This is a genomic window from Kribbella sp. NPDC104740, from assembly GCF_055583505.1.
The window spans coordinates 812,212-836,562 of sequence record NZ_JBVJNV010000001.1 but is presented as its reverse complement, the minus strand read 5'-3'; the positions used below and the strand labels follow the sequence as shown (position 1 = coordinate 836,562).

Sequence of the window (24,351 nt, the reverse complement as noted above, 5' to 3'; positions counted from 1 at the left end):
CGGGCGACGTCGTACTCCGCACGGAGTACGGCGAAGTGTCTGCCGTGGCCGGACGTTTCAGCCGCGCCGGCTTGACAGCGTGATGGCATGACTTCTGACCTACGGGCGCCCGCCGAGTCCGGCGCCGAGACCAGACCGAAGAGATCACGGACCAAGACCGTGCTGCCGTGGTTCATGCTGGCGGTGTGGATCGGGCTGCTGGTCGGTGGCCTCTCCCTCGCCGGGAAGCTCGACTCGGTGACCCGCGACGGCCAGGCCGACTACCTGCCGGCCAGCGCCCAGTCGACCAAGGTGCTCGCGGCCGAGGCCTCGCTGCCCGGGGGTGAGAACGGCCTGCTCGTGGTTGTGCACGAACGACCCGGTGGCCTCCGGCCGGGCGACCGGGAGGCCGTCGTACGCGGGCACGCTGAGCTGGCGGAGCGGTTCGGCGCCGACACCACCGCACCGGCCGAGATCATCGATTCCGCCGACGGCACGGCTCTGATGTACGCGCTGCCGCTCGACCAGAAGGCGATCAACGAGGAGGCTCGCGCGACCACGGATGCGCGTGCCCTCCTCGCCGACCAGCCGGACGGCCTGAACACCTATGTCACCGGTCCGACCGCGCTGGGGGCCGACATGGACGAGGTGTTCGACGCCGTCGACGCCACGTTGATGCTCGCGACCGCGGTCGTGGTGGCGATCCTGCTGATCCTGACGTACCGCAGTCCGCTGCTGTGGCTGGTCCCGCTCGCGTCGGTCGGGGTCGCGGCGGTGATGTCGATGGGTGTCGTCTACGCACTCACCCAGATCTTCGACCTCACCGTGACGAGCATGAGTTCGGCGCTGCTGATCGTCCTGGTCTTCGGCGCGGGCACCGACTACGCCCTGCTGCTCGTGTCTCGCTACCGCGAGGAACTGCATCACCACGAGCGGCCCGTCGACGCGATGCTGGCGGCGCTGCGTGGGGCCGGACCGGCGATCCTCGCTTCGGCGGCAACGGTGGCGGCCGGCCTGCTGTGCCTGTTGGCCGCGGATCTCAACAGCACCAGCGGTCTGGGCCCGGTGGGTGCCGCAGGCATCGGATCCTCGCTGCTCGTCATGTTGACGCTCTTCCCGGCGCTGCTGGTGGTGCTCGGGCGCCGGATCTTCTGGCCGTTCGTACCGCGAGTCGGGGTTGAGGCACACGCGACTGGTTCTCGGTGGGCTCGGCTCGGCGAGCTGGTTTCGCGCCGCCGCGTCGTCAGCTGGGCGGTGCCGCTGGTGATCCTGGGCGGTCTCGCGCTCGGCACAGTGGGGGCCGGCGGCTCGCTTCCGCAGCTGGACCAGTTCGCCCGATCGACACCGGAGTCGGTGGCAGGGGCGAAGCTGATCGAGGCGCGGTACCCCGACCAGAGCGGTCAGCCGCTCACCGTGATGAGTCGGCCGGGCCAGAGCCGTGAGGTCCTGGCCGCCGTCGAGAGTACGCCGGGGATCGCCGAGGCCGAGGTCGGCCGGACCAGTGACGACTGGGTGGAGATCTCCGCGATGCCGGTCGACGCGCCGGACAGCGCGGGTGAGACGGCAACGATCAATCGGCTGCGGGAGCGTGTGCACGAGATCGCCGGCGACGCCGTACTGGTTGGTGGGCCGAGTGCCGAGAGGCTCGACGAGGCCGAGACCAACAAGAGCGACCGCACTCTGGTGATGCCACTGATCCTGCTGGTGGTGCTCACGATCCTCGGGCTGCTGCTGCGGGCCATCGTGGCCCCGCTGGTCCTGGTCGCCACCGTCGTGGTGTCGTTCTTCGGAGCCCTCGGACTGTGCAACCTGTTGTTCGAGCAGGTGCTCGGCTTCGCCGGGCTGGAACCGTCGGTGCCCCTGATCGCGTTCCTCTTCCTGGTCGCGCTCGGGGTCGACTACAACATCTTCCTGATGACCCGGGTCCGGGAGGAAACCGCGCGGCACGGCACGGTCGAGGGCACGAAACGCGGCCTCGCGGTGACCGGTGGCGTGATCACCTCGGCCGGCGTCGTGCTCGCGGCGACGTTCGCGGTGCTGGCCTCGCTGCCGCTCGTGATGCTGGTCGAGATTGGGATACTGGTTGCCGTCGGCGTGCTCATCGACACCTTGCTGGTGCGGTCCATCGTGGTTCCCGCACTGACGATGTCGCTGGGCTCGCGGATCTGGTGGCCCAGCAAGCTCTGGCGCGTGGGATAGGACTGTGTCGATGACCCTGTCGGAACGATGATTGCGCTCCGTCCGTCAGCAGCCGATCGGCTGCTGGCGGCGGCGGCGTTCGTGCTCGGCGTCCTGGTCGCGATCGTGCTCGAGGCGATCGACTTCGAGGGCGAGCGCGGCGTGGACCTGTGGGCGATCGTGCTCCTGGGCGCGATGTCGGCGCCGTTGCTGGCCCGCCGGGCCCGGCCGATTCTCGTCGTCGTCGCGATCCTCGCGGTGTCGACGCCGTACCACGTGCTCGACTATCCCCACGAGGCCACGCTGCCGGCCTCACTGGTCGCGGCGTTCGCGGCGGCGCGCTACAGCGCCCCACCGCGGCGGGCCCCAGCCGTCCTGCTGGCGGTGGCCGCGGTGACCGTGCCGGTCCTGGCCGACGAGGCGTCGGGAGCACCTTCCGATGCTCTCCTCGGCGTCGGCTGGCTGTTCATGGCCTTCTTCGCCGGACTGGCGGTCCGCTTCCGCGAGAACTGGAAGGCCGCCGTCACCGCGCGGGTCGAGCAGGAGCGTGCCGACGAGATCGAGCGGCGGGTCGCCGAGGAGCGGGTCCTGATCGCTGCCGAGCTGCACGACGTACTGGCGCACGGCCTCGCGGTCGCGAACGTGCAGGCATCCGTCGCCGCGCACCTGATCGACCAGCTGCCGGGGCGCGGGGATGCGTCGCTGCAGGAGCTGTCCAGCACGCTGCACAACCTGTCGGACACGAGCCGGGCCACCCTCCGTGAGCTGCGTGCCGTTCTCGACGTACTGCATGGTGGCGAAGCCGAACCGACCGAGCCGGCGCCCCACCTCGGTGAGCTGCATCGTCTGGTCGAGATGGCCGACGCGGCTGATGTCCGGGTCGACGTGGAGGCCGACGGGCTCCCGGAGGAGCTACCGTCGACGGTGTCGGTCGTGGCCTACCGGATCATCCAGGAGTCGCTCACCAATGTCATTCGGCACTCGACGGCCAAGCACGCGACCGTCCGGCTCGACCAGGACAGCCATCGGCTGCGGATCGCGGTCGTCGATCCCGGGCCCGCACGACCGAGCTCGACCGTGACACCGGCCGGTTTCGGGATCGCCGGAATGACCGGACGAGCACAGGCCGTCGGCGGCGAACTGTCCGCCGGCCCGAGCGCGTCCGGAGGGTTCGAGGTACGGGCGAGCCTGCCGCTGCCGGAGATCTGGCGGGTGCGGTCGTGATCCGGGTCCTGCTCGCCGACGACCAGACGTTGGTACGCGGCGCGTTCGCGCTGCTGGTCAACTCCGCCGCCGACATGGAGGTCGTCGGCGAGGCCGGCACCGGCGACGAGGCGGTAACGCTGACCCGGGAGCTGCACCCCGACGTCGTCCTGATGGACATCAGGATGCCGAGCACCGACGGCATCGAGGCGACCCGGCAGATCATCGCCGACGATCGCTCGAGCAGCAGCAAGGTGCTGATCCTGACCACGTTCGAGACCGACACCAACGTACTGCGCGGCCTGCGCGCGGGGGCCTGCGGATTCCTGCCCAAGGACACGCGTCCAGACGCGCTGCTGGACGCCATCCGCACCGTCGCCGCGGGAGAGGCCCTGCTGTCGCCCGGCGCGACCAGGGCCGTCATCACCCGTGCACTGAGCCGCCCGGACGCTCCCACGCCCGAACGGCTGGCCAGCCTGACGGCGCGCGAACACGAAGTGCTCCGACTGGTCGCCGCGGGCCGAAGCAACCAGGAGATCGCAGCCGAACTGGTCGTCAGCCCACTGACCGCCAAGACCCACGTGGCCCGCATCCTCGCGAAGCTGGGTGCGCGCGACCGCGTCCACCTCGTGATCGCGGCGTACGAGGCCGGGCTCTCCTGAGTAGCAGCTATCGCGTTGGCCGGCTCTTGCGGTAGTTCAGCAGGCAGCTGAGCGAGGTCGCCAGCAGAGCAGCGGTTCTCAGCCAGTTCTGCCATCCGGGATCGAGGATCGCGACCACCAGCGAGACAACAGTCAGCACGACCGCGGTGGTGCCGACGATCAACAGCAGCCGCATCCTGCGTCGCTCACGATCTTCGGTGGACATTCACCGAATCTACCGAGGTGTTGGGTCAGCTCCCGTCGTCTTGTCCGATGCCGTGCGCGGCGGACAAGACCGACGGCACGAAGGTCGCGTGAGCAACCCGTTTGCAGCAAGTTGCAACTGCTGAGTTCACCGGCGCGGAGTGAGCGGGTGGGTGAATATGCTGCCGCGATGTCGATCACCGTGAAGATCATCGATGTGTCGGGGGCGGGGCGGGTCGGTGCGACGACGCTCCTGGAAGGTGTGGCCAGCGGCATCACGCTTCGCGACCTGGTGCGAACGCGCGTACGGGACGAGGTGGCGCGCTTCAACGCCGTACCGCAGGAAGTGTTCCAGGGACTGGTGATGCCCGAAGGCGCGCTGCCGACCGCGGCGGGGTTCCGGTTGCCGAAGCAGCGGCGCCTCGACTGGGAGCAGCAGGCCGATCGTGCGGTGGATGCGTTCGGGCGCAACGGTTTCTTCGTGCTGATCGACGACCGGCAGGTGACCGATCTCGACGAGGAGCTCGCGTTGACCGCCGACACCGACATCCGTTTCGTCCGGCTCGTGCAGCTGGTCGGGGGCTGATCGTGGACCAGGCAAGTGACACCGCGCCAGACCGAAGCGACGACGTGGCGTCGCTGCTGGACGCGGCGATGCGCGCGCTGCAGGGCCGATCCTGGATCGGGGACCCCGACGCGCGGACGTTCCCGCAGCTTCGGGCCATCACCCAGGCCCCGGACGCCGTACGCCGTGAGTGCATCCTGAAGGCCTCCGAGCGGGTCGACAGCCACCACTGGGTCGCCTTGATCTCGATCATCGCGCGCAAACGCGTCACGTTCTCGGCGGACGACCTCGACCGGCTGCTGACGCTGCGTCTGGGCGTCTCCGATCGCGTCCACTCCTGGTGGAGCAGCGAGGCGCTGCGTGCCGTCAGCCGCCAGATCGAGCACACCTTCCCCACCTTGACCGCCGCGGAGCAGGCACGACTCGAGCCTCTCCTCCGGCAAGCGGTCGACAGGGCGCAGGACGCGGCCACCGCCACCAGGCTTCGGCTGCTCATCAGCACCGCCGACGGCCTCCGGCTCGATCTGATCGACGCCGGCGATGCCATCGGGCCGCGACTGCGTACCGCGTTCGAGCAGGCGGACGAGCAGGTCGACCTGCTCGCGAGAACGCTCGACCTCCTGGCGGCGTACCCGACCAAAGGCCGGCCTTCGAAGAAGTGGCTCACCGAGACCGAACAGATCATCGGCCGGCTGTCGCGCCCCGCGGAGCTGATTGGCGCTCTCCTCGACGCGGCCCTCGACGCCGAGGACAGCGAGGCGTCGTACAGCCACAACAACCGCACCCACACCTACTTGCGCTACATCACCAGCAGCAACGAAGGATTCCTCGGCGGCACCGCCGCGGCCGCCGGACTCCTGCACGACCCGGCGCTGCTGCCGCGGCTGCGCCGCCTCGCGGTCAAGACCGTGACGGTGATCGGTGGGCAGTTCGGCAACCCACGCAGCCTGCGGCTGGCCAACCTGTCGACGCAGGCGATGGCCGACATCGGCGCCCCGGCGTCGATCACCGAGTTGCTCGCGCTCGAGCGGTCGGTCCGGCACGGGACGTTGCTGAAGCAGGTCCGCAAGGCCATCGACGCGCTGGCCTCCGCGCAGGGCATGACGCGGGACCAGTTGCTGGAGCGCGCGGTCGAGACGCACGACCTCGACCCGGACGGCACCCGTACGTACCCGCTGTCGAGGGGATCCGCCCGGATCGTCGTGGACGGACGAGCCGCGGTCCTGCTGTACGTCGACGAGAAGGGCACGGCACGCAAGTCCGTCCCCGCTGACGTGAAGCAGTCCGACGCCGACGTACTCGGTGCGGTCCGCAACGACCTCAAAGCCGTCCGGAAGACGATCGCCGGCGAGCGGGTCCGGCTGGACGGTTTGATGTCTCTCGAGCGCAGCTGGCCGCTCGACGAGTGGCGCACCTGGTACCTCGACCACCCGCTCACCGGCCGACTGGCACGGACTCTCGTGTGGGTCTTCGAAACCGAGGACGCGCCGGTGGTGGTCGGCCTCGCACTGGACAGCAAGACCGCGATCACGGCTTCCGGGCAGCATGTCGGGATTCCCCCGGAGGCGCGGGCGCGGCTGTGGCATCCCGTCCACGCGACCGGCGACGAGGTCCGGGCCTGGCGGCAGTACCTGCTCGACCAGCAGATCGTTCAGCCTTTCAAGCAGGCGTTCCGCGAGATCTACCTGCTCACACCGGCCGAGGAACAGACCCGGGAGTACTCGAACCGGTTCGCCGGCCACGTCTTCGGGCAGGTCCAGGCCCGCGCCCTGATGAAGGGGCGCGGCTGGGCACCGGTCGCCCTCGCGTGGTGGGACGACGGCGTCTACCAGGGCGTCGCCCGGCGAACGTTCGACCCGGCCGGGATCCGCGCCGAGTTCTACTACGACCCGATTCTCGAGCAGGAACCAACGGCCAGCGATCTCTACCCGTACTGCACCAGCGACCAGCTCCGGTTCGTTGACGCCACCAGCGACGAGACGATCGCGCTGGCCGACGTACCGCCGCTCGTCCTCACCGAGGCCCTGCGCGATGTTGACCTGTTCATCGGAGTCACCTCGATCGGCGCGGACCCGGAGTGGCTCGACCGCGGCACCCAGCGCCAGTTCGACACCTACTGGCACACGTACGGCTTCGGCGAACTGTCCGCGGCCGGACAGATCCGCCGCGACATCCTCTCGCAACTCGTCCCACGCCTGGCCATCGCCGACCGGTGCGAGCTCGACGACCGCTACCTCACGGTGCGCGGGGATCTGCGCACCTACCGCATCCACCTCGGCAGCGGCAACATCCTGATGTCACCCAACGACCAGTACCTGTGCATCGTCGCCGCCCGCAACGGACAGTCCCAGAAGCTCTTCCTGCCGTTCGACGACGACCCGGTGCTCAGCCTCATCCTCAGCAAGGCGTTCCTGCTCGCCGCCGACACCGCCATCAAGGATCCGACGATCATTGCCCAGATCAACCGTCGCTGAGTCTGCCCGAGGGTCAGGTCCTTGTTCATCTGGAGGGAGCGTCCGGGTGCACCTTGGGAGGAGTGGCGGCTCCGGCATGATGGCGGTGTGGAGCTGACCGAGCGGATCGAACGGGCCGAGACCGAGCTGGTCTGGAGTTTCGGCGACATCCCCGGCCCCGGCCCGGCCTTACTGGGGCTCACGCGCCGCCGGTTCGGGTCGGTCGTTGCGCTCGCAGCACCACGGGACACCTTGTCGTTCTGGTCCCAGGCGATCGGGTTCGGACTCGACCGCCCGGTGACCTCGGCGGTGATCGGCGAGGTCCTGGACCACTTGAAGGCCGACGGCTGTACGACGGCCGCGCTGAGCATCATGCCGAGCGCGCTGCCGCCGGACTGGGACGCCGTCGCCACGTCGTACGGAATCACCCCCGGCCAGACCACCGTCCAGGTCGCGCGGGTGGCCGGGCCGGTCGAGCAGGCACCATCCGAATTCCGCGTCGAGCCCATCGGTTCGCAGCACGCCGAGGCCTGGGCGCAGCTGCAGGTGGACGCGTACGGGATGCCCGACGCCGGATTCCGCGCCATGCTCACGGCGTACCCCCAGTGGCCCGGTGCCACGGCGTACGCCGCCTGGGACGGCGACACGATGGTCGCCACCGGCTCCCTGCACGTCGTGAACGGCGTCGGCCGGCTGCGCAGCGGCGCGACCCACCCGGCGTACCGGGGAAGAGGCGCGCAGTCGGCGCTGCTCACCCGCCGTACCGCTGACGCGTTCGCACAAGGCTGCGACCTGGTCACCACCGGCTCGTACAAGCCCGAGCCCGGCAAGCACAACCCGTCGCTGGCCAATATGCTCCGCCTCGGCTTCGAACCCCTGGCAGAGCGCACCCCCCAGATCTGGCGACTCTCCTGACCGATTTTCAGCTGTCCGTCAGTGCCTCAAGGCGCCGACGCAATCTCCGCGGGTAGACCAAGAACGACCCGAACACGACGGCCCCGCACGCAGTCAGCAGCGTCCGCGGCCAGCTGTCGCCGTCGATGATGCGCAGCACTGTGCTCAGCAGCTCGACGACAAGCAGCAAGACCGCGGACAGCCGAAACCACCTGGTGTCCATCCGTTCGAGCTGCACTCGCACGAGCTGAATCGCCGCCTCCCGAACCGCCGGATCCGAAGGAACCGGCCCACGCCAGGAAGCCTTCTGCGCTGCCCGCAGCTGCCCCTTCGCCAGGTTCGTGAAGTCTGTTTGGTTGAGAAGACGCCGCTCCCGGCGATGGATGAGAGCCGTGCACAGACCGAACGCAGGTCCGGTGAAGGCGGCGGCCACCAGCGTGGAGGTCCAGGTCCCGCCCTCGAATATCCGAAGCCCGACGCCGAAAAGGACTCCGAACAGAACGCCGCTGACTAGTGCGACCTGCCAGGTGCGTGCGTCACGAAGGGAGGTTTTCACAGCAGTACAAGTGACCCGAGCGAGCGCATCTCACACGGCCCCCGGCCGACTTTGCAGCTTCTCCCCAAGGCTGCCAGGCGGCGTAGAGTGGATGGCCGTGGAAGCGAAGGCCATGCCGCGAGGGTGGGTCCCGGTCGAGCACCGTCTGTTCGGGCTCGACCGTCGTACGTTCAAGCCCGCGCTGATCGTGCTGGCGATCGCGCTGGTGCTGATCTACGGGCTGCCCGCGCTCAACTCGGCGATCCCGTGGCACAACGAGATCAAGGCCGGGCAGGTGCTCGAGCTGGGCGATGGCGCAACCGCCGTACCGCCGGTCGGGTGGCAGCTCGAGAGCGGGACACTGACCGGCGGGAGCGCGACGAGCCTGCAGGTCACACTGGCCAGCGGTGGTGCGACGATCGAGCTGAACGGTACGTCGTACGACGGAACTGCGGACGCGTTCCTCGACCAGGTCGAGCGGGCCGACGGCGACCGGCCGGGGATGAGCGGCGATCGCGGGACCCTGACGACCGGCGCGGGACTCGTCGGAGTCGTGCAGACCAGGACGACGGCCAGCGGCGACGACGAGGTGGACGCCGCGTTCAAGATGGCGGTCGGCAGCGCCGAAGCGGTCGCGGCGGCACCGGCCCTGCTCGTCCGGATCCGGACGGCGGCCGGCCAGTTCGAGCACTACCAGGACGAGGTCGCGGCCCTCCTGCGCAGCATCACGCCGGGAGCGGCCCGATGAGCGCCACGACCGTTTCCGACGCCCGGACCGAGCAGCTCGCGGCGATCGAGGAATCGGGCTGGGGGCAACCGTTCCGGTTCCTGCAGCCGCACAACCTGGCCTTCTGGGTCTATCTGCTCGGCGTCGGCGGCGGCGCTCTCACGATGCTCAAGTACTTCGGTGCCGGGGGCTCCTTCTACTCGCGCGCGTTGGCCGGTGGCGTCCTGCTGTTCGGGTTGTACCTGATCCCGTGGCTGCTGCTGCTTCGCCACCACAACCGCTTCACCGCGCAGCCCGCCGGGCTCCTCGCGACCGGCTTCGCCTGGGGCGGGATCGCCGCGACGTTCTGGATCGCCCTCCCTGCCAACGGTGCGCTCATCGAGATCTGGACCAAGATCGGCGGCCCAGCGTTCGCCGCGGACTGGGCCGCCGGGCTCACCGCCCCGATCAACGAGGAGTGGGGCAAGGCGCTCGGCCTCGTGCTGCTGATCGGCCTCGCACCGCGTCTCGTACGGAGCGCGTACGACGGGTTCATCATCGGCGCGTTCATCGGCCTGGGCTTCCAGGTGTTCGAGGACGTGCTGTACGTCTACAACGGCGCCGCGCAGCAGTACGGCGTCGACCAGTTCGGGACCTCGCTGCAGGTGTTCCTGGTCCGCGGCGCCGCGGGGATCGTCTCGCACGCGTTGTTCAGCGCGATCTTCTGCGCCGGCCTGATGTGGGTCCTCGGCCGCGCCCGCGGCGAGCGCAACGTGGTCCGCGGCGTACTGAGCATGCTCACCGCGATGGTCTTTCACTTCGCCTGGGACGACATGGGTGGTCTCAGCGGTGGCACGTGGGCGGCCGGCGTACTCCCGTTCGTGATCGCGATCGTCGAACTGGCCACGCTCTTCTACGTACTACGGCACGCCGCCCGAACGGAACGAGTCTGGACACGGGCCCTGCTCACACCCGAGCTCGAAACCGGCGCGATCGACCCACCACTGCTCGACGCCGTCAGCGGACTGCACAAGGACCGCAAGGCGTACCGCAAGCACGTGCGCAGCCGCAAAACCGCACGCCACCTGCAGGAAGCCGCCTCGGACCTGTCGCGCGAACTGGCCCTTTCGGGCGGCAACGACTCGGCCGCCGTCACCCACGCCCGCAACGAACTGCTCCGCCTGCGCAGGACGGACTGACGTCGGCCAGGACGCAGGCCGGCGTGGATCAGCCGAAGCTGAACGTGAAGGCCGAGACTCCCGGGCCGTAGGTCAGCGTCATGGTCTTCCGCTCGGCGGCGGGCTTGTCGACGAGTTGGTAGGCGTTCGGCGTACCGGAGACCTGGATGGTCTTGTCGGGCTCGCCCGGGATCGAGACAGTGACAGTGCCCGCACCCGACAGGACGTGGTAGACCTTGGCTGCTTGGAAGTTCAGGCGGGCCTGGGATCCCTTGGTCGAGGTGACGTCCTGGGGGCCGACGAGCCAGTTGCCGCCGAGGCTGTAGGTGTCGTCGGGCTGGGCCGGGTTGAGGCCGAAGGCGGTGGGTGTCTTGCGGGGCACGAGTTTGCCGGTGCCCTGGAAGTTGGTGGAGCGAGCGTAGGCCAGGTAGGTCTCCGGAGTCGTGCCGTCGCCACCTGGTGCATCGGCGTTCACGCTGCCGTCGACCGGCGCGGGGAGCTTGACGTCGGGGTTCGCCGCGGTGAGCAGCTCGCGGATCTGGTTCTCGGTCTGGTCGTACGAACCCTCGCCGAACTTGATCGAGCGAACGGTACCCTCGGCATCGATCAGGTACTTCGCCGGCCAGTACTGATTGCGGTACGCCGTCCAGGTGGCGAGGTTGTTGTCCTGGACAACGGGGTAGGTGATCTTCTCCTTGCGGATCGCGGACTGCACGTTGCCGGCGGCCTTCTCGAACGCGAACTCCGGCGAGTGCACGCCGACGATCTCGAGCCCGAGCGACTTGTAGGCGGCGTTCCAGGCGAGCAGGTGCGGCGTGGCGCGCTGGCAGTTGATGCAGGAGTAGGCCCAGAAGTCGACCAGGACGACCTTGCCCTTCAAGCTCGACAGCGCGATCGGCGCGCTGTTGAACCACTGCTGCGTACCGCGGAACTCAGGCGCCGTACCGCACGAAGCCAGCTCGGCGGCGCCCGGCTTGCACTTCGCCAGCTCCTCGCCGCCTTCGCCGATCGCGGGGGCCAGCGCGCCCTGCACGGTCTCGTTCTCGGCGACCTTCTTCTCCAGCCCGCTGGTGTAGCTGGGCAGCGATCGCTGGATGACGTCGGTGATGTTGAAGGCCAGGGCGACGGCGAGCAGGATCATCACGATGCCGCCACCGATGCGGAAGCCGCGCGCGTGGTCGCGGTAGGCCTTGACCCGCTGCGAGATCCGCGATCCGGCGGAGGCGAAGATCAGCAGCGGCAGCGCGGCACCAATGGCGAACGCCACGGTCAGCACGATGGTGCGCCAGCCCACGTTGCCGGTGGCACCGGCGACGGTGATCGCCGCGAGCACCGGGCCGGCGCAGGGCACGTACAGGGTGCCGAGTCCGAGACCCAGGACGAACGGGCCGCTGTTGTTCTTGGTGACCTTCGGCAGCCGGTAGAACGGCTTCTCGATCCAGTGCCCGAGGGCGGGGAAGATCAGGCCGAGACCGACTAGCGTCAAGATGGTCAGACCGCCCCAGCGCAGGAAATCGTCCGGCAGCCCGAGCGCGGACAAAATGACCGAGCCGGCCAGGGTGAAGACGGTGAAGCTCACCACGATCCCGGCGATGATCTTCAGCGGCCGGAAGTCCCGCGGTGGCTTGCCGAGCTCGATCTCCTCGACCAGCACGTCGCCGTCCGACGTACCCTCCTTCGACGTCGAGCGACCCCGCTTCGAACCAGCACCGCCGTCCACAGGTTTACCCGCGGTTCCGGCGAAGAAGATGATCGGCAACATCGGCAGCACACACGGCGAGACGCCGGTGATCAGCCCGCCCAGCAATCCGATCAGAGCAAGCGTGAGCATCGGGATCTCCATCCATCCGGCACAGCGGTCCCCCGTACTTCGGCGCCACGCCGTCCCGAGGATGGGCCGCGCGGACATTACGCCCCGCGAACGCGGCTCGATCCATCAGCCCCAGCTCCGCATTCGCGGACCTCGGCGACACCGACCTCAGCACTGAGCTCGTCCGGCCGTATTCCGGAAGTCGATCGTCCGGAGTGTCGGGTAGGCAGTGCACATGGCTGTTCCTGACGAGGTCGTTGCGCCGGTGATGTTCGAGGTCCGCCCGGGGCATCAGCTGGCCGTACGCCGGCGTGGCGACGGTGGCGCACCGCTGCTGCTGGTCCACGGATTCCCTTGTACGAGCCGCATCTGGTCGCACAATCTCGCCCCGCTGTCCGACGCGGGGTTCGACGTCGTCGCGCCGGACCTGCGCGGCTACGGCGACTCCGACTTCGCGCCGGACGACTTCTACGACCTCAACGCGTTCACCACCGACCTCATCGGCCTGCTCGACCGGCTCGGCTGGAACCGCGCGGTCGTCGCCGCGCACGACCTGGGCGCGGCGGTCGCCATCGACATGGCCAACCGCCATCCCGACCGGGTCGACCGCCTGGTGATCCTGGACGACTCGATGCCCGACCTGACCGAAGCATTCACCGCGGCAGGTATCCCGCCGACCCGCCCCAAGCCCGCCGTCTACGACCACCAGCGCCGCCAAGGCCACCACGCCGACGCCTTGGTCGCCGAACTGGCGACCCCCGAGCAGCGGCGACGCTACATCGCAGAGTTCTACGGCCACCGCATGTGGTGCCCACCCGACGCCTTCACCGAAGACGACCTGGCATACCTGACCGAACCGTACGCCGACGCAGCCCGACTGCGCGCCGCCTTCGCCGACTACGAGATCGTGATGGGCACCCGGCCACTGTCCGCCCCGGAAATGCTCGACCGCCCGGTCCAACAGCCGACCCTGATCCTGATCGGCACCGACCAAGTCACCCTCACCGACCACATCGACCAGCGCTGCCCACTCGCCTTCCCCCAAGCAACCGGCCCCTTCTGGCTCAAGAACGCCGGCCACTTCCTCCCGTGGGAACAACCCGAAACGGTCAACCGCGCCATCCGCTTCCTCTGCAGCGACTTGCTGTCGTCCTGAACCCGATGAGATGAAACTCGACTGCGGAAAACAAATAACGTTCAGTAAGCGTTCAGTCGGACGCCGTCGGAAATTCCCAACGGCCCGCAGACACCGAACCATAGAGCCGTCGAGGGGACTCGAACCCCTAACCACAGCTTTCCCAGCGGTGGATTTTCGACATGTCGCAACATCTGCCGAGCATGACGATGAACTGCGAGAATGCCGATTTTAGTTGGCATTGCCTTGTGACGTAGGCCGCTGTTTGCCGTTCAAGCGGTCAGTAAAGAGGCCGGCGACATGCGCCTCTCGCTACCGCCGCGACCCGCAATCACGAATCAGCCCCGCCGTCGGCGAAACCATCCCGCGACACTTGTGGCACGACGCATGCTCCAAGGCGAACTGGGTTGCGCCGAACCGCGAGTCGCCGTGGCATGTCGCTGATTGTCGCATTGGAGGACCGAACAATCCTGGTCAACGTGTTCCTCGATAAACATCTCCAGCACCACAGTGAGCTTGATTCGGCAACGGGAGAAGACTTCGACGGCGGGCACCCGGGGAGACCGTGTCAACCCCCGCGCACCACCTCCTGTTGGCACCGCCGTCGAGATCCGAATCTGCGTTGGTCTGACTCAGTTCCTGCCATACGGCAGGCCCACGGCGGCCGCTGAACCGCGAGAGAGACACGCAGCTCCGTGCACAAGCAGAAGGACGGGGCGGCTACGTTATGGGTTGCCAGATGTACCGGTTAGGGGAGGCGGCATGCAGCAGAACATGATCCAGGGCAGGGCGATGACGATCGAGGAGGTCTTCACCGGGCGCCGGTATCAGCTGGACAGCTACCAGCGTGACTATACCTGGGCTCGCGAAGACATCCGCCGCCTGATCGATGACCTTCAGAAGAAGTTCATGGCGAGTTGGAGCTTGGAGCACGACCGGGAGGATGTCGCCCGCTACCAGCCGTACTTCCTAGGGCCGTACGTCTATCACGCGGAGGCCCACATCACATTCCTCGTGGACGGGCAGCAGCGGATCACGACCCTCCACCTGATGCTGATCTACTTGCGCGAGCTCCTCAAAGAGCAGGACCTCGAGGCTGAGGCCGCGCATCTCAGCAGCTTGATCCAGTCGGGCAAGTTCGGCAAGCCGGTGTATACCCTCGACATACCGGACCGCGCTCAGTTTCTCTCGGAGGTTTTCCGGATCCCGGACTACACCTTGCCGGACAATGCGGCCGGGGATCTTCGTCGGCTCTGGGAGGGGGCACGGGTCCTCCAGGAGGAGTTCCCGGATGACCTCCGTAGCGACGCGCTGCCTTACTTCGTGGACTGGCTTCTCGATGGTGTCTGCATGGTGGGCATCCAGGCCGCGACATCTGAGCAGGGCTGGGAGATCTACGAGTCGATGAACGACCGGGGCGTGCGCCTTGGCCCGATCGACCTGCTGAAGAGCTTCCTCCTGTCACGGGTCGGGGACGAGAAGGGTGGAATGGACAAGATGTGGCGGCAAATGGTCTCTGACTTGGCGGGTATAGATGTAAATGCGCCCAGCCAGTTCATCAAGACGTTCTTGATCGGTCGTCATGCGGACGTCGGCATGGAATCAGGTGACGACCCGACGGACGTCGAGCGCATCAATAGGCAGTTCCATACGTGGGTCAAGGACAACGCCGACCGTCTCGGCCTGAAGCGCTCGTCGGACTTCCGCGAGCTCATCAAGGATCTCGTCGAGTACGCCGAGCGTTACCGCACCCTTGCGGCAGCGGCCAATGCCTACGAGCGCGAACTCCAGAGCGTCTTCTTCAACGAGTACAACGGCATCAGAAACCAAGCCGCACCGATCCTGGCCGCTGTCGACCCGAAGGACGACTCTGGGACGTTTAAGGTGAAGTCGAGACTGATTGCCGACTATCTCGACCTTCTATTTGCCCGCCACGCGGTTAACGACGAGCCCTCATCGGGCATCGACAATGCTGCAGTCCAGCTGGTCGAACGGCTGCGCGGCGGTACCAGTGTGGAGGGATTGCGCAGCATTCTCGCCGAGGAGATCGCGGTTCTCGAATCCGACTTCACGAGCATGAAGGCCTATGGATTGCGCTCGAACAACAGCCGCGCGATCCGCTACCTGCTGGCTCGCCTCACCGGCTTCGTTGAGACCGGCTGCGGAAAGAGTGACGACATGGCTGCCTACCTGGACGGCGGCCGCCCGTTCGAGATCGAGCATATCTGGGCCAACCACTTCGAGCGGTATCAGCCGGAGACCCCCACGCGTATCGAATTCGACGCCTATCGCAACCGTCTCGGCGCATTGCTGCTCCTGCGGAAATCGGACAATGCTAGCTACCAGGACCTTCCCTATGAGAAGAAGGTCATGTATTACCAACGGCAGAACCAGCTCGCCAGCTCCCTGAACCCCAGCCACCGCGAGCGGAATCCCGGATTCAATAACTTCGCCAAGCAGCACAAGCTGGAGAAATCGCTCCGTGCATTTGCAAAGTTCGACAAGAAGGCGATCGAAGAGCGGCAGATTCTGTACCAACGCCTTTGTGAACTCGTCTGGGACCCAGCGGTGTTCGGAACTCTCCCTGCGGCCGCCGCTCGACGCCCAGACCCGTCACGTACTCGGACCCGAGCACGTTACAACGTCACGGTCATTGACCTTATAGCCAAGGGCTTCCTGCCAAGCAGCGCCAAGCTGATAGGCCAACGCCGGGGCCGGCAATTCCACGCCGAGGTCCTATCCGACGGCCGCATCCGAGTAGCCTCCGGCGAGATCTTTCGCTCACTGTCCGGAGCCGGCGAGTTCGTCCTCCAGGCCAAGGCATGCCAGGGCTGGCACTTCTGGCAAGCCAACTATAATGGCACTCTCGTCCGCCTGATCGACATCCGCCGTGATGCTCTGGAACGTGGCCTTGTCTGACGGATGTACAACCCTCACGTCGAGCAGCGAGGCCCGTACGACCGTTCCCACGTGGCGCGATGGACCAGGTGGAGAGTCGACTCTCACACCAAGACGCTCCTTGCTCTAGTCGGAGTCGTCCTCTGAGCGCCCGGATCCAGACCGACCTCGATGGGGTTGGGGGCTCGGGCACGTTCCGCTGCGCAAGCTGGCTGCTCTTCGCGAGACATCTGATTCCCACGCTCGACTGTCTGCGAGGATGAACCGGACGCCACGCCCTCCGGCATGCTGGAATCGGGCCGCACCTAGCGTCGTGCCAGGATGAAAGTCTCAAAGTGCAGAACGTACGAAGGTCGGGCGAATGACGGAACCAAGTCAGACAATCAAGAATCATGCAGCGTTCATCTGGTCGGTGGCAGACAAGCTGCGGGGGCTATACAAGCAGTCAGACTACGGCACAGTGATTCTACCGTTGACCGTGCTCCGTCGGCTCGACTGTGTGCTTGAGCCGACCAAGGCCAAGGTTCTCGCTGCGCACAAGCAATACGGCGACAGGGCAGAGTTTCTCCGCTCCGCGGCCGGGGTGCCGTTCTACAACACCTCGGAGCTCACCATGACGCGGCTGCTTGACACGCCGGATGAGCTGGCTGACAAACTCAAGATCTACCTGGCCGCCTTCTCGGACGATGCGCGGGACGTGCTGGAGAAGTTTGAGTTGGACAAGCAGATCACCAAGCTGGGCCGGTCGAATCTGCTGTACCTGGTGGTGTCGCTGTTCTGCGAGATCGACCTGCATCCGGACACGGTATCCAACATCGAGATGGGCTACCTGTACGAGGAGCTGATCCGCAGGTTCTCCGAGTTGTCTAACGAGACGGCCGGCGAGCACTTCACGCCACGCGAGGTCATCCGCCTCATGGTGGACTTGTTGCTCACCGACGAGCCGGACTTGGCCAAGCCAGGCATTGTGAAAACCATCCTCGACCCAGCCTGCGGCACCGGCGGCATGCTCTATACCGCCGAGCACCGGCTGCGCGAACTGAACCCGCACGCCACCCTCCGCGTCTCTGGCCAGGAGCTCAATGAGGAGACCTACGCGATCTGCCGCTCTGACTTCATGGTGAAGGGCGAGGATGCCGAGATCGCGTTCGGGAACTCATTCAGCCAAGATGCGTTCGATGGTAAGCGGTTCGACTACCTGCTGGCCAATCCACCGTTCGGTGTCGAGTGGAAGATGGTCGCCGATCAGATCAAGCAGGAACACGCCGATCAGGGTTTTGACGGTCGTTTTGGCGCTGGCCTGCCCCGCATCAATGACGGCTCCTTCCTGTTCCTCCAACACATGATCTCGAAGATGCGCCGGCCGAGCCGAGGTGGCGGCCGCCTAGCGATAGTTTTCAATGGCTCGCCGCTGTTCACAGGCGGGGCGGGCTCAGGCGAGTCCGAGATCCGCCGTTGGATCATCGAGAACGACTGGCTGGAGGCCGTGGTCGCACTCCCGGACCAACTCTTCTACAATACCGGCATCTCAACATATTTCTGGATCGTCACTAACCGCAAGGCCAAGGTTCGCCAGGGTAAGGTCCAGCTTATCGATGCCCGCGACCATTTCATCAAGATGCGTAAAAGCCTTGGCGACAAGCGCAAGGAAATATCGCCGGAACAGATCGACGAGATAGTACGCCTGCACAACAACTTCGTCGAGGGCGACAAGGTCAAGATCTTCCCGAACGAGTCTCTCGGTTTCTTGCGCATCACAGTAGAACGACCGCTACGTCTCCGCTGGGAGGTGACCGAGGAGACCCGTGCCAAATTCGCTTCTGACAAGAAGATCGCCAAACTCTCGACAGCCGCCCGCGAGGCCCTGCTGTCCGGTCTGGCCAGCTGGGGCGGCGAGGTCATCAGCGAGAAACCCCTGGCTCGCAAGAAAGTCATCGAGCTAATGGCCAGCTCCGGCCAACGAGGCAAGCCTCTCCAAGATGCTCTCCTGGATGCGCTCTCCGTTCGCGACCCAGCAGCTCCACCCGTCCTCGACGAAAAGGGTTCACAGGTTCCCGACCCCGACCTCCGCGAGTACGAAAACGTCCCACTTCCATCCGTCGAAGTTGACTTCGAGGCGGACATTAAGGGCCGGCTAGCCACAGTGGAGTATGAGGCGGCGGTCAACGAATACCTAGCCGCCGAAGTTGTGCCGCACGTTCCTGATGCGTGGATTGATTACGACAAAACTAAGATCGGCTATGAAGTTCCACTGACTAGGTATTTTTACAACTACGTCCCGCCGCGTCCACTTGGTGAAATCGACGCCGATATCGAGCAACTAGAAAAGGAAATTAAGAAGCTCCTCGCCGAGGTGGTCGAATGACTTCATTGCGGCAAGGATGGCATCGCACGCGGGTGGATCGGGTTGCATCTGTGCATGCCAGGATTGGCTGGAAGGCGCTGACTGCCGAAGAGTATCAACCAGATGGATACGCCTTTCTATCGACGCCGAACATCAAGACCAGTGTCATCGACTTTGAGAACGTGAACTATATTTCTGGGTACCGATATCACGAATCTCCGGAGTTGAAGCTCATCGCTGGCGACGTGCTGCTTGTCAAGGATGGCAATACACTGGGGATTACTAACGTTGTGAAAGAGCTACCTAAAGCGGCCACGGTAAATGGATCTATTGCGATAATTCGTCCATTTGACATGGAAAGTCGGTTTCTGAGGTATTCGCTAGCAAGCAGGCGAACGCAGTCTCAGATCAACTCACTCCGTGCCGGCATGGGCGTTCCCCATCTCTTTCAATGGGATATAAAACGGTTGCCGATCGAGGCCCCCCCTCTGGTCGATCAGAGGAAGGTGGCAGATTTTCTCGATCGCGAGACCACCCGTATCGATTCGCTCGTAACTAACAAGGCCAAGCTGGTTGGGCTGTTAGAGGAGAAGGTCGAGAGCCGTATTCGTCAGCGGATAGCGGACAGTGGGCTCGCCGACGGCACGAGAGCTGAAGGCGTTTCGACAATACGAAAGGTACTGGAAAAGCTGGATCGCCCGCCTTTGAAAGTTGATGAGACCGTGACAGCATTCAGGGATGGTCAAGTAACTGCTCGATCCCGGCGTAGATTGGATGGTTATACGGAATCGTGGACCGAAAACTCTCGTACGCAAGGCGTGCGTGAAGGCGATGTTGTGATTCACGGCCTCGACGGCTTTGCTGGCGCTATTGGGACTTCAGAGACCGACGGGGTTTGCAGTCCCGCTTACCACGTTTGCGCACCCAAAGATGGTGGCGATGCTGTCTATCTTGGTCGGATGCTGCACGTTCTAGCTACAGATGGTTATCTTGGTCTTTTTTCGTCCAGCACTAGAGAGCGAGCCGTCGATTTCCGTAACTGGGACCTTTTCGGGCGGATCCCAGTTCCTCAAGTGCCGTTATCTGAGCAGCGAAGTATCGCCGAAATGATCAAGAAGATCACGCCTCTCAAGTGGGCCGTGGCACGTTCAGCCGACCTCGCGCGTGAGAGGAAGGATGCGCTGATCACTGCAGTCGTCACTGGGCAAATGAACGTAGCGGGAGTTTTTCGATGAAACCAGACGAAGCCACGTTTCAGGCCGAAATCGTTGCCTGGCTAGTTGGCTCGGGGGGATATAAGCGGTCCGGTGACCATGACATCGACCGACACAACGGGCTTGACTTTGGCGCGACACTGCAATTCATCGGCGCCACGCAGGTCGATCAGTGGAACGATCTGGTCGCGAAGTATGGCGAAGTCGGAGCCGCCCAGCGGGGTTTCAAGGGGCGGCTGGTGAGAGAGTTGGATGCGCGGGGGACAGTGGATGTGCTCCGGCGCGGAGTGGTTGACCGGGGCGTGACGATCCAACTGGCCTACTTCAAGCCGGTCGGTGCTGCAACGCCGGAACTTGTCGCGCGGTTTGAGAAGAATCTGCTCGCCGTCATCTCGGAGTTCCGGTATGACCCCCACAGCGACAGACGGGTCGACCTTGCGTTGGTGGTCAACGGGCTGCCGGTGGCGACGGCAGAGTTGAAAAACGCGTTGACCGGGCAGGGTATTGACGATGCCAAGGCGCAGTACCGTAGCGACCGCGATCCGAACAACGTCATGCTCGCTCGGCGATGCGTTGTTCACTTCGCGGTAGATACCGAGCGGGTAGCGATGACCACCAGGCTGGCCGGGACGAAGACGCGATTCCTTCCGTTCGACCAAGGACACGACAAGGCCGCCGGGAACCCCCCTAACCCGAACGGGCATCGCACTGCCTATCTGTGGGAGCAGGTTTGGGAACGCGACGCCTGGCTGGATCTGCTGCAACGGTTCGTACACGTGGAGAAGCTGCCGAAGGGCAGCAAGCGCGTCCGGAACATGATCTTCCCGCGGTTTCACCAGTGGGACGCGGTGCGCAAACTCGAAGCGGCTGCCAAGGTGGAGGGACCGGGGCACGACTACCTGATCCAGCACTCTGCCGGGTCGGGGAAGTCCAACACGATCGGCTGGCTCGCGCACCGACTATCGACGGTGCACGGTGCGAATGACCGGCCGGTGTTCGACAAGGTCGTGGTCATCACCGACCGGCGGGTGCTCGACAAGCAGCTGCAAGACACCATTTATCAGTTCGAGCATCAATTCGGGCTCGTCGAGAAGATCGACACCGACTCGGCGCAGCTTGGGGCCGCACTCACCGGGCAGCGAGCCCGGATAATCATCACCACGCTGCAGAAGTTCCCCGTCGTGGTCGAGCAGGGTCTCCAGCTGCCCGACCGAAGCTATGCGGTTATCGTGGACGAGGCGCACTCGTCACAGACTGGTGAGTCGGCCACCAAACTCAAGGCGCTGCTCGGCGCTGGGGAATCGGAGCGCACTGACGATCCGGTCGGAGACGCGCTCGCTGCGATGGCAAAGGCGCGCGGAAGGCAACCAAACATCTCCTTCTTCGCATTCACCGCAACGCCAAAAGCCCGCACGCTCGAGATGTTCGGTAGGCGCAACCTAGTGACCGACCGACACGAGGCGTTCCACCTGTACTCGATGAGGCAGGCGATTGAGGAGAAATTCATCCTCGATGTGCTAGCCAACTACGTCACCTATCAGACCTACTGGAACATCGAGAAGAAGGTCCGCGACGACCCGGCGTACGACCCAAAGATGGCCGGCGCCGCCATCGCGCGGTTCATCAGCTTGCACGAATCGAACTTGGCGCAGAAGGCCGAGGTCATCATCGAACACTTCCGCCTGCATGTTAAGCACAAGATCGGCGGCAGAGGTAAGGCGATGGTGGTCACCTCCTCCCGCGAGCAGGCCGTCCGCTATACCAAAGTACTGCGGAAGTACTGCGACGACCATGGCTACAGGATCGGTGTGCTCGGCGCATTCTCCGGCACCGTCGAGGTCGACAAAGTCGACAACACGGAAAGTTCGATGAACGGCTTTCCAGAATCGCAGACCACTAAGGAATTCGCCAGCGAGGAGTGGCATGTGTTGGTAGTCGCGGAGAAATACCAGACCGGCTTCGACCAGCCATTGCTCTACGCCATGTACGTGGACAAAATTCTGTCCGACCTGGCGGCCGTACAGACCCTATCGCGGCTGAATCGCTTCGCCGACGGGAAGGACGGCACGTTCGTCCTCGATTTCCGCAACAAGACTGAGGACATCCAAAAATCATTTGCCGAGTGGTACACCAGCACTGTCGCGCAACCCACCGACCCAAACATGGTCTACGATACTCGCCACCAACTAGACCCATACGGTGTGATCTGGCCGGATGAGGTGGAGACAACTGTCGTGCTGCTCATCGGCATCGGCAAGAACCATGGCCTGGTGCACGCAAGGCTTGCACCGGCGATAGACCGGTTCCATGCCCTCGATGAAGACGAGCAGGACTCGTTCAGAGACGCTCTCGCCAGGTTCTTGCGGACGTATTCGTTCCTTTCGCAGATCGTAGAGTTCACGGATAGCAAGCTGGAGGCTGATTTCCTCTATGGCAAGGCGCTCTCCTCGTTCATTCGGCCGACCGGCGAAACCGGGCTCGATCTCGGCGCCGAGGTTGAGTTGACCTATTTACGTACCGAGAAGACGTTCGCCGGGTCCATCGAACTATCCAACGAGGGCGGCGAGGTCAGCACGATGCTCTCTCGAACAGGAGGGCAGGCTAAGGCTGAGGAGGAACTGCTTTCCGCCATCATCGCTAAGTTAAACGATCGGTTCAACACTGACTTCTCCGACGGTGACCGGGTGCATCTGGACGCCATCGTCGCGAACGTGATTGAGCGGCCGGAGGTGCAACGCGCCGCTGCAGCCAACACAGAGGATAACTTCCGCCTGTTCCTCGCCAAGGTCTTCACCGAGGAGATCGTCAACCACGTCAACGTGTCTCAGGAGTTGAGCCTCACGCTCATTGACAACCCGGACGCGCAGTCGATGGTGCTGGACACCTACCTGAAAATGGTGCAAGGCAGGGCGAAGGTGGCTTACCAGGAATACTGCCCGATCAGTGATCTGCTGGGCTCCGACCTAGAGAGCGAGCACCTGGAATATAAGGCCTCGTTGTCGGTCACCGAGGAGGGCGTGCGCTATAAGCCGCTCGAGACCGCCAGCCTTAAGACGATCGCGGCGTTCGCCAACAGCCGCGACGGCGGCACGCTGCTCATCGGCATCCACGACAGCGGCGTGCCGGTTGGGCTGGAGCCGGATTTTGCGAACCTTCGCCGGTCGGGCAAGGACGACGCCGATCTATTCGGGCTGCACCTCAACAACCTCATCGTCGAGGCGATGGGCGCCGCGCTCGCCGCCAACGTCGGCCGGCAGATGCACGTTATCGACGGCAAGCCCATCTGCCGGATACACGTCCACCCGTCCGGCTTCCCGGTCGATGCCCGTATCAGCGTCGAAAAGAGCGGCCAGCAACGCAAAGAGACCAAGTTTTACGTTCGCACAGGAAACTCGACTCGTGCCCTCGATGAGTCCGAGAAAGCCAAATTCATCCTTTCCCGCTGGCCAAGCAGCTAGCAGCACGGCCAACGGATTGGTAACGCTTCCTGACGCGATCCTTCGCGTTGTGATGGGTTCACTCAGGTCGGGGCCGCTGCATCGAGGCGTGGCGGCCGAGTCTTCACGGTATCGCCAAGCATCAACGGCGCTGCGCGATTTGTAGACCTGAGTCGGGTCAAGTCAGTGCGCGCGGCTTGGTCAGGTGATCTGGACGAGGACGTCGACTGATGGCGTGGTGGCAGTGCTGTAGCGACCCGACGCTAGGGGTCAAGACAGCGCCTCGGTGGGCAAACGGGGAGGCACGTCGATCGGTCGGTAGTCGGCGTCGGGCCGAACTGCGAAGAGCTTGAAGACCTTCCGGCGATCGGCCGGGAAGACGCAGAACGAAGTCGTGGCAGAGCTGGGATGGCTGAAGAATCGCATGAGCCTGATCGAGACGGGCCGGGTTCAAGATTCAGCCCGACGAGGTCTCCGCGTTGGTGAAGCTGTACGGCGTGTCCAGAGCTGATCGAGCGGCGTTGTTCGAAGCGGTCGAACTGGCCGGTCGTCCGTCGCTCGCGGACGATCTCGCGTGGGTGACCTCGCACAAGTTCCGGAAGACGACCGCCACGATTCTTGACGACGGCGGACAGTCGGCGCGCCAGATCGCGGATCAGCTCGGGCAGGCCGATACGACCACGACGCTCAACGCGTACGTCGGTCGAAAGGTCCTCAATCCGGATGCAGCACGGATCCTCAACGAGGCGCTGAAGTCGATCGATGACCAAGACCAACCAGGGCCGGCAGGACCTGAGCCGTGACGACCAAACTCGACCCTCGACGGACCAAAGCGGTCAGTTTCCGGTCAGTTGAGGCTACTTCTTCCATAGCCGCCACGGTATAAGCCCAGTTCAGAGAGCCGACGAGGGGACTCGAACCCCTAACCACCGCTTTACAAGAGCGGTGCGCTACCAATTGCGCCACGTCGGCGGGTG

17 protein-coding genes and 1 tRNA gene are annotated in these 24,351 nt (G+C 64.9%); 14 read left to right on the top strand and 4 right to left on the bottom strand.

Annotated features, from left to right (window positions below):
- Positions 1 to 87: 87 nt before the first annotated feature.
- From ACZ6Z4_RS03970 to ACZ6Z4_RS03960, 3 genes are read left to right on the top strand one after another with little or no spacing between them, the layout of a single operon-like run.
- A complete protein-coding gene (locus tag ACZ6Z4_RS03970) occupies positions 88 to 2,178 on the top strand; it encodes an MMPL family transporter (protein ID WP_465557876.1) in 2,091 nt (696 codons plus the stop codon).
- A gap of 27 nt (positions 2,179 to 2,205) precedes the next feature.
- Positions 2,206 to 3,381, top strand: coding sequence for a sensor histidine kinase (locus tag ACZ6Z4_RS03965; protein WP_465557874.1), 1,176 nt, complete (start codon positions 2,206 to 2,208; stop codon positions 3,379 to 3,381).
- Complete coding sequence (locus ACZ6Z4_RS03960) at positions 3,378 to 4,022, top strand: response regulator (protein WP_465557872.1); 645 nt, start codon at positions 3,378 to 3,380, stop codon at positions 4,020 to 4,022. Before ACZ6Z4_RS03965 ends, ACZ6Z4_RS03960 begins: the two co-directional genes overlap by 4 nt.
- Before the next feature lie 7 nt (positions 4,023 to 4,029).
- Here the strand turns inward: ACZ6Z4_RS03960 and ACZ6Z4_RS03955 are convergent, their stop codons facing one another.
- On the bottom strand, positions 4,030 to 4,227 hold the full coding sequence (locus ACZ6Z4_RS03955) for a hypothetical protein (RefSeq protein ID WP_465557870.1): 198 nt from the start codon (positions 4,225 to 4,227) through the stop codon (positions 4,030 to 4,032).
- Between the two features lie 168 nt (positions 4,228 to 4,395).
- Between ACZ6Z4_RS03955 and ACZ6Z4_RS03950 the strand changes: the two genes are divergently transcribed.
- The 3 genes from ACZ6Z4_RS03950 to ACZ6Z4_RS03940 all read left to right on the top strand — a co-directional run bounded on the left by ACZ6Z4_RS03950 (position 4,396) and on the right by ACZ6Z4_RS03940 (position 8,138).
- Entirely contained in the window at positions 4,396 to 4,791 is a 396-nt protein-coding gene (locus tag ACZ6Z4_RS03950; protein ID WP_465557868.1) for a hypothetical protein, read from the top strand.
- A 44-nt stretch (positions 4,792 to 4,835) separates the two neighbouring features.
- A complete protein-coding gene (locus ACZ6Z4_RS03945; RefSeq protein ID WP_465557866.1) occupies positions 4,836 to 7,244 on the top strand; it encodes a DUF4132 domain-containing protein in 2,409 nt (802 codons plus the stop codon).
- Between the two features lie 87 nt (positions 7,245 to 7,331).
- The gene (locus ACZ6Z4_RS03940) at positions 7,332 to 8,138 is read left to right on the top strand and encodes a GNAT family N-acetyltransferase (protein ID WP_465557864.1); all 807 of its coding nucleotides are present in this window, start codon (positions 7,332 to 7,334) and stop codon (positions 8,136 to 8,138) included.
- 7 nt (positions 8,139 to 8,145) lie between these two features.
- On the opposite strand, the gene ACZ6Z4_RS03935 is transcribed toward ACZ6Z4_RS03940, so the two are convergent.
- Complete coding sequence (locus ACZ6Z4_RS03935) at positions 8,146 to 8,673, bottom strand: DUF6404 family protein (protein WP_465557862.1); 528 nt, start codon at positions 8,671 to 8,673, stop codon at positions 8,146 to 8,148.
- A 97-nt stretch (positions 8,674 to 8,770) separates the two neighbouring features.
- Between ACZ6Z4_RS03935 and ACZ6Z4_RS03930 the strand changes: the two genes are divergently transcribed.
- The gene (locus ACZ6Z4_RS03930) at positions 8,771 to 9,400 is read left to right on the top strand and encodes a hypothetical protein (protein WP_465557860.1); all 630 of its coding nucleotides are present in this window, start codon (positions 8,771 to 8,773) and stop codon (positions 9,398 to 9,400) included.
- Positions 9,397 to 10,557 carry a PrsW family intramembrane metalloprotease gene (locus tag ACZ6Z4_RS03925; protein WP_465557858.1) on the top strand — a complete coding sequence of 387 codons (1,161 nt, stop codon included), beginning with the start codon at positions 9,397 to 9,399 and terminating at the stop codon, positions 10,555 to 10,557. The genes ACZ6Z4_RS03930 and ACZ6Z4_RS03925 overlap by 4 nt, the downstream gene beginning before the upstream one ends.
- Before the next feature lie 28 nt (positions 10,558 to 10,585).
- Here ACZ6Z4_RS03925 and ACZ6Z4_RS03920 read toward each other — a convergent pair whose 3' ends face one another.
- Positions 10,586 to 12,367 (bottom strand): redoxin domain-containing protein, encoded by a 1,782-nt coding sequence (locus ACZ6Z4_RS03920; RefSeq protein ID WP_465557856.1) that lies wholly within the window; start codon positions 12,365 to 12,367, stop codon positions 10,586 to 10,588.
- 214 nt (positions 12,368 to 12,581) lie between these two features.
- Between ACZ6Z4_RS03920 and ACZ6Z4_RS03915 the strand changes: the two genes are divergently transcribed.
- From ACZ6Z4_RS03915 to ACZ6Z4_RS03890, 6 genes are all read left to right on the top strand, one after another.
- Positions 12,582 to 13,502, top strand: a complete 921-nt coding sequence (locus ACZ6Z4_RS03915; protein ID WP_465557854.1) for an alpha/beta fold hydrolase — start codon at positions 12,582 to 12,584, stop codon at positions 13,500 to 13,502.
- Between the two features lie 741 nt (positions 13,503 to 14,243).
- Complete coding sequence (locus ACZ6Z4_RS03910) at positions 14,244 to 16,400, top strand: GmrSD restriction endonuclease domain-containing protein (RefSeq protein ID WP_465557852.1); 2,157 nt, start codon at positions 14,244 to 14,246, stop codon at positions 16,398 to 16,400.
- A 340-nt stretch (positions 16,401 to 16,740) separates the two neighbouring features.
- Positions 16,741 to 18,744, top strand: a complete 2,004-nt coding sequence (locus ACZ6Z4_RS03905) for a type I restriction-modification system subunit M (protein ID WP_465557850.1) — start codon at positions 16,741 to 16,743, stop codon at positions 18,742 to 18,744.
- Complete coding sequence (locus ACZ6Z4_RS03900; protein ID WP_465557848.1) at positions 18,741 to 19,958, top strand: restriction endonuclease subunit S; 1,218 nt, start codon at positions 18,741 to 18,743, stop codon at positions 19,956 to 19,958. The genes ACZ6Z4_RS03905 and ACZ6Z4_RS03900 overlap by 4 nt, the downstream gene beginning before the upstream one ends.
- Positions 19,955 to 23,395 carry an RNA-binding domain-containing protein gene (locus ACZ6Z4_RS03895; RefSeq protein WP_465557846.1) on the top strand — a complete coding sequence of 1,147 codons (3,441 nt, stop codon included), beginning with the start codon at positions 19,955 to 19,957 and terminating at the stop codon, positions 23,393 to 23,395. Before ACZ6Z4_RS03900 ends, ACZ6Z4_RS03895 begins: the two co-directional genes overlap by 4 nt.
- 461 nt (positions 23,396 to 23,856) lie before the next feature.
- Complete coding sequence (locus ACZ6Z4_RS03890) at positions 23,857 to 24,177, top strand: hypothetical protein (protein WP_465557844.1); 321 nt, start codon at positions 23,857 to 23,859, stop codon at positions 24,175 to 24,177.
- A gap of 96 nt (positions 24,178 to 24,273) precedes the next feature.
- Here the strand turns inward: ACZ6Z4_RS03890 and ACZ6Z4_RS03885 are convergent.
- Positions 24,274 to 24,346 (bottom strand) — tRNA-Thr (locus tag ACZ6Z4_RS03885).
- Positions 24,347 to 24,351 lie beyond the last annotated feature (5 nt).

Excerpts from the sequence above, each read along its gene's own strand:
- ACZ6Z4_RS03900 (WP_465557848.1), top strand. The coding sequence starts at position 18,741 with ATGACTTCATTGCGGCAAGGATGGCATCGCACGCGGGTGGATCGGGTT.
- ACZ6Z4_RS03915 (WP_465557854.1), top strand. The coding sequence starts at position 12,582 with ATGGCTGTTCCTGACGAGGTCGTTGCGCCGGTGATGTTCGAGGTCCGC.
- ACZ6Z4_RS03970 (WP_465557876.1), top strand. The coding sequence starts at position 88 with ATGACTTCTGACCTACGGGCGCCCGCCGAGTCCGGCGCCGAGACCAGA.
- ACZ6Z4_RS03910 (WP_465557852.1), top strand. The coding sequence starts at position 14,244 with ATGCAGCAGAACATGATCCAGGGCAGGGCGATGACGATCGAGGAGGTC.
- ACZ6Z4_RS03920 (WP_465557856.1), bottom strand. The coding sequence starts at position 12,367 with ATGCTCACGCTTGCTCTGATCGGATTGCTGGGCGGGCTGATCACCGGC.
- ACZ6Z4_RS03950 (WP_465557868.1), top strand. The coding sequence starts at position 4,396 with ATGTCGATCACCGTGAAGATCATCGATGTGTCGGGGGCGGGGCGGGTC.
- ACZ6Z4_RS03905 (WP_465557850.1), top strand. The coding sequence starts at position 16,741 with ATGACGGAACCAAGTCAGACAATCAAGAATCATGCAGCGTTCATCTGG.
- ACZ6Z4_RS03925 (WP_465557858.1), top strand. The coding sequence starts at position 9,397 with ATGAGCGCCACGACCGTTTCCGACGCCCGGACCGAGCAGCTCGCGGCG.
- ACZ6Z4_RS03955 (WP_465557870.1), bottom strand. The coding sequence starts at position 4,227 with ATGTCCACCGAAGATCGTGAGCGACGCAGGATGCGGCTGCTGTTGATC.
- ACZ6Z4_RS03895 (WP_465557846.1), top strand. The coding sequence starts at position 19,955 with ATGAAACCAGACGAAGCCACGTTTCAGGCCGAAATCGTTGCCTGGCTA.
- ACZ6Z4_RS03965 (WP_465557874.1), top strand. The coding sequence starts at position 2,206 with ATGATTGCGCTCCGTCCGTCAGCAGCCGATCGGCTGCTGGCGGCGGCG.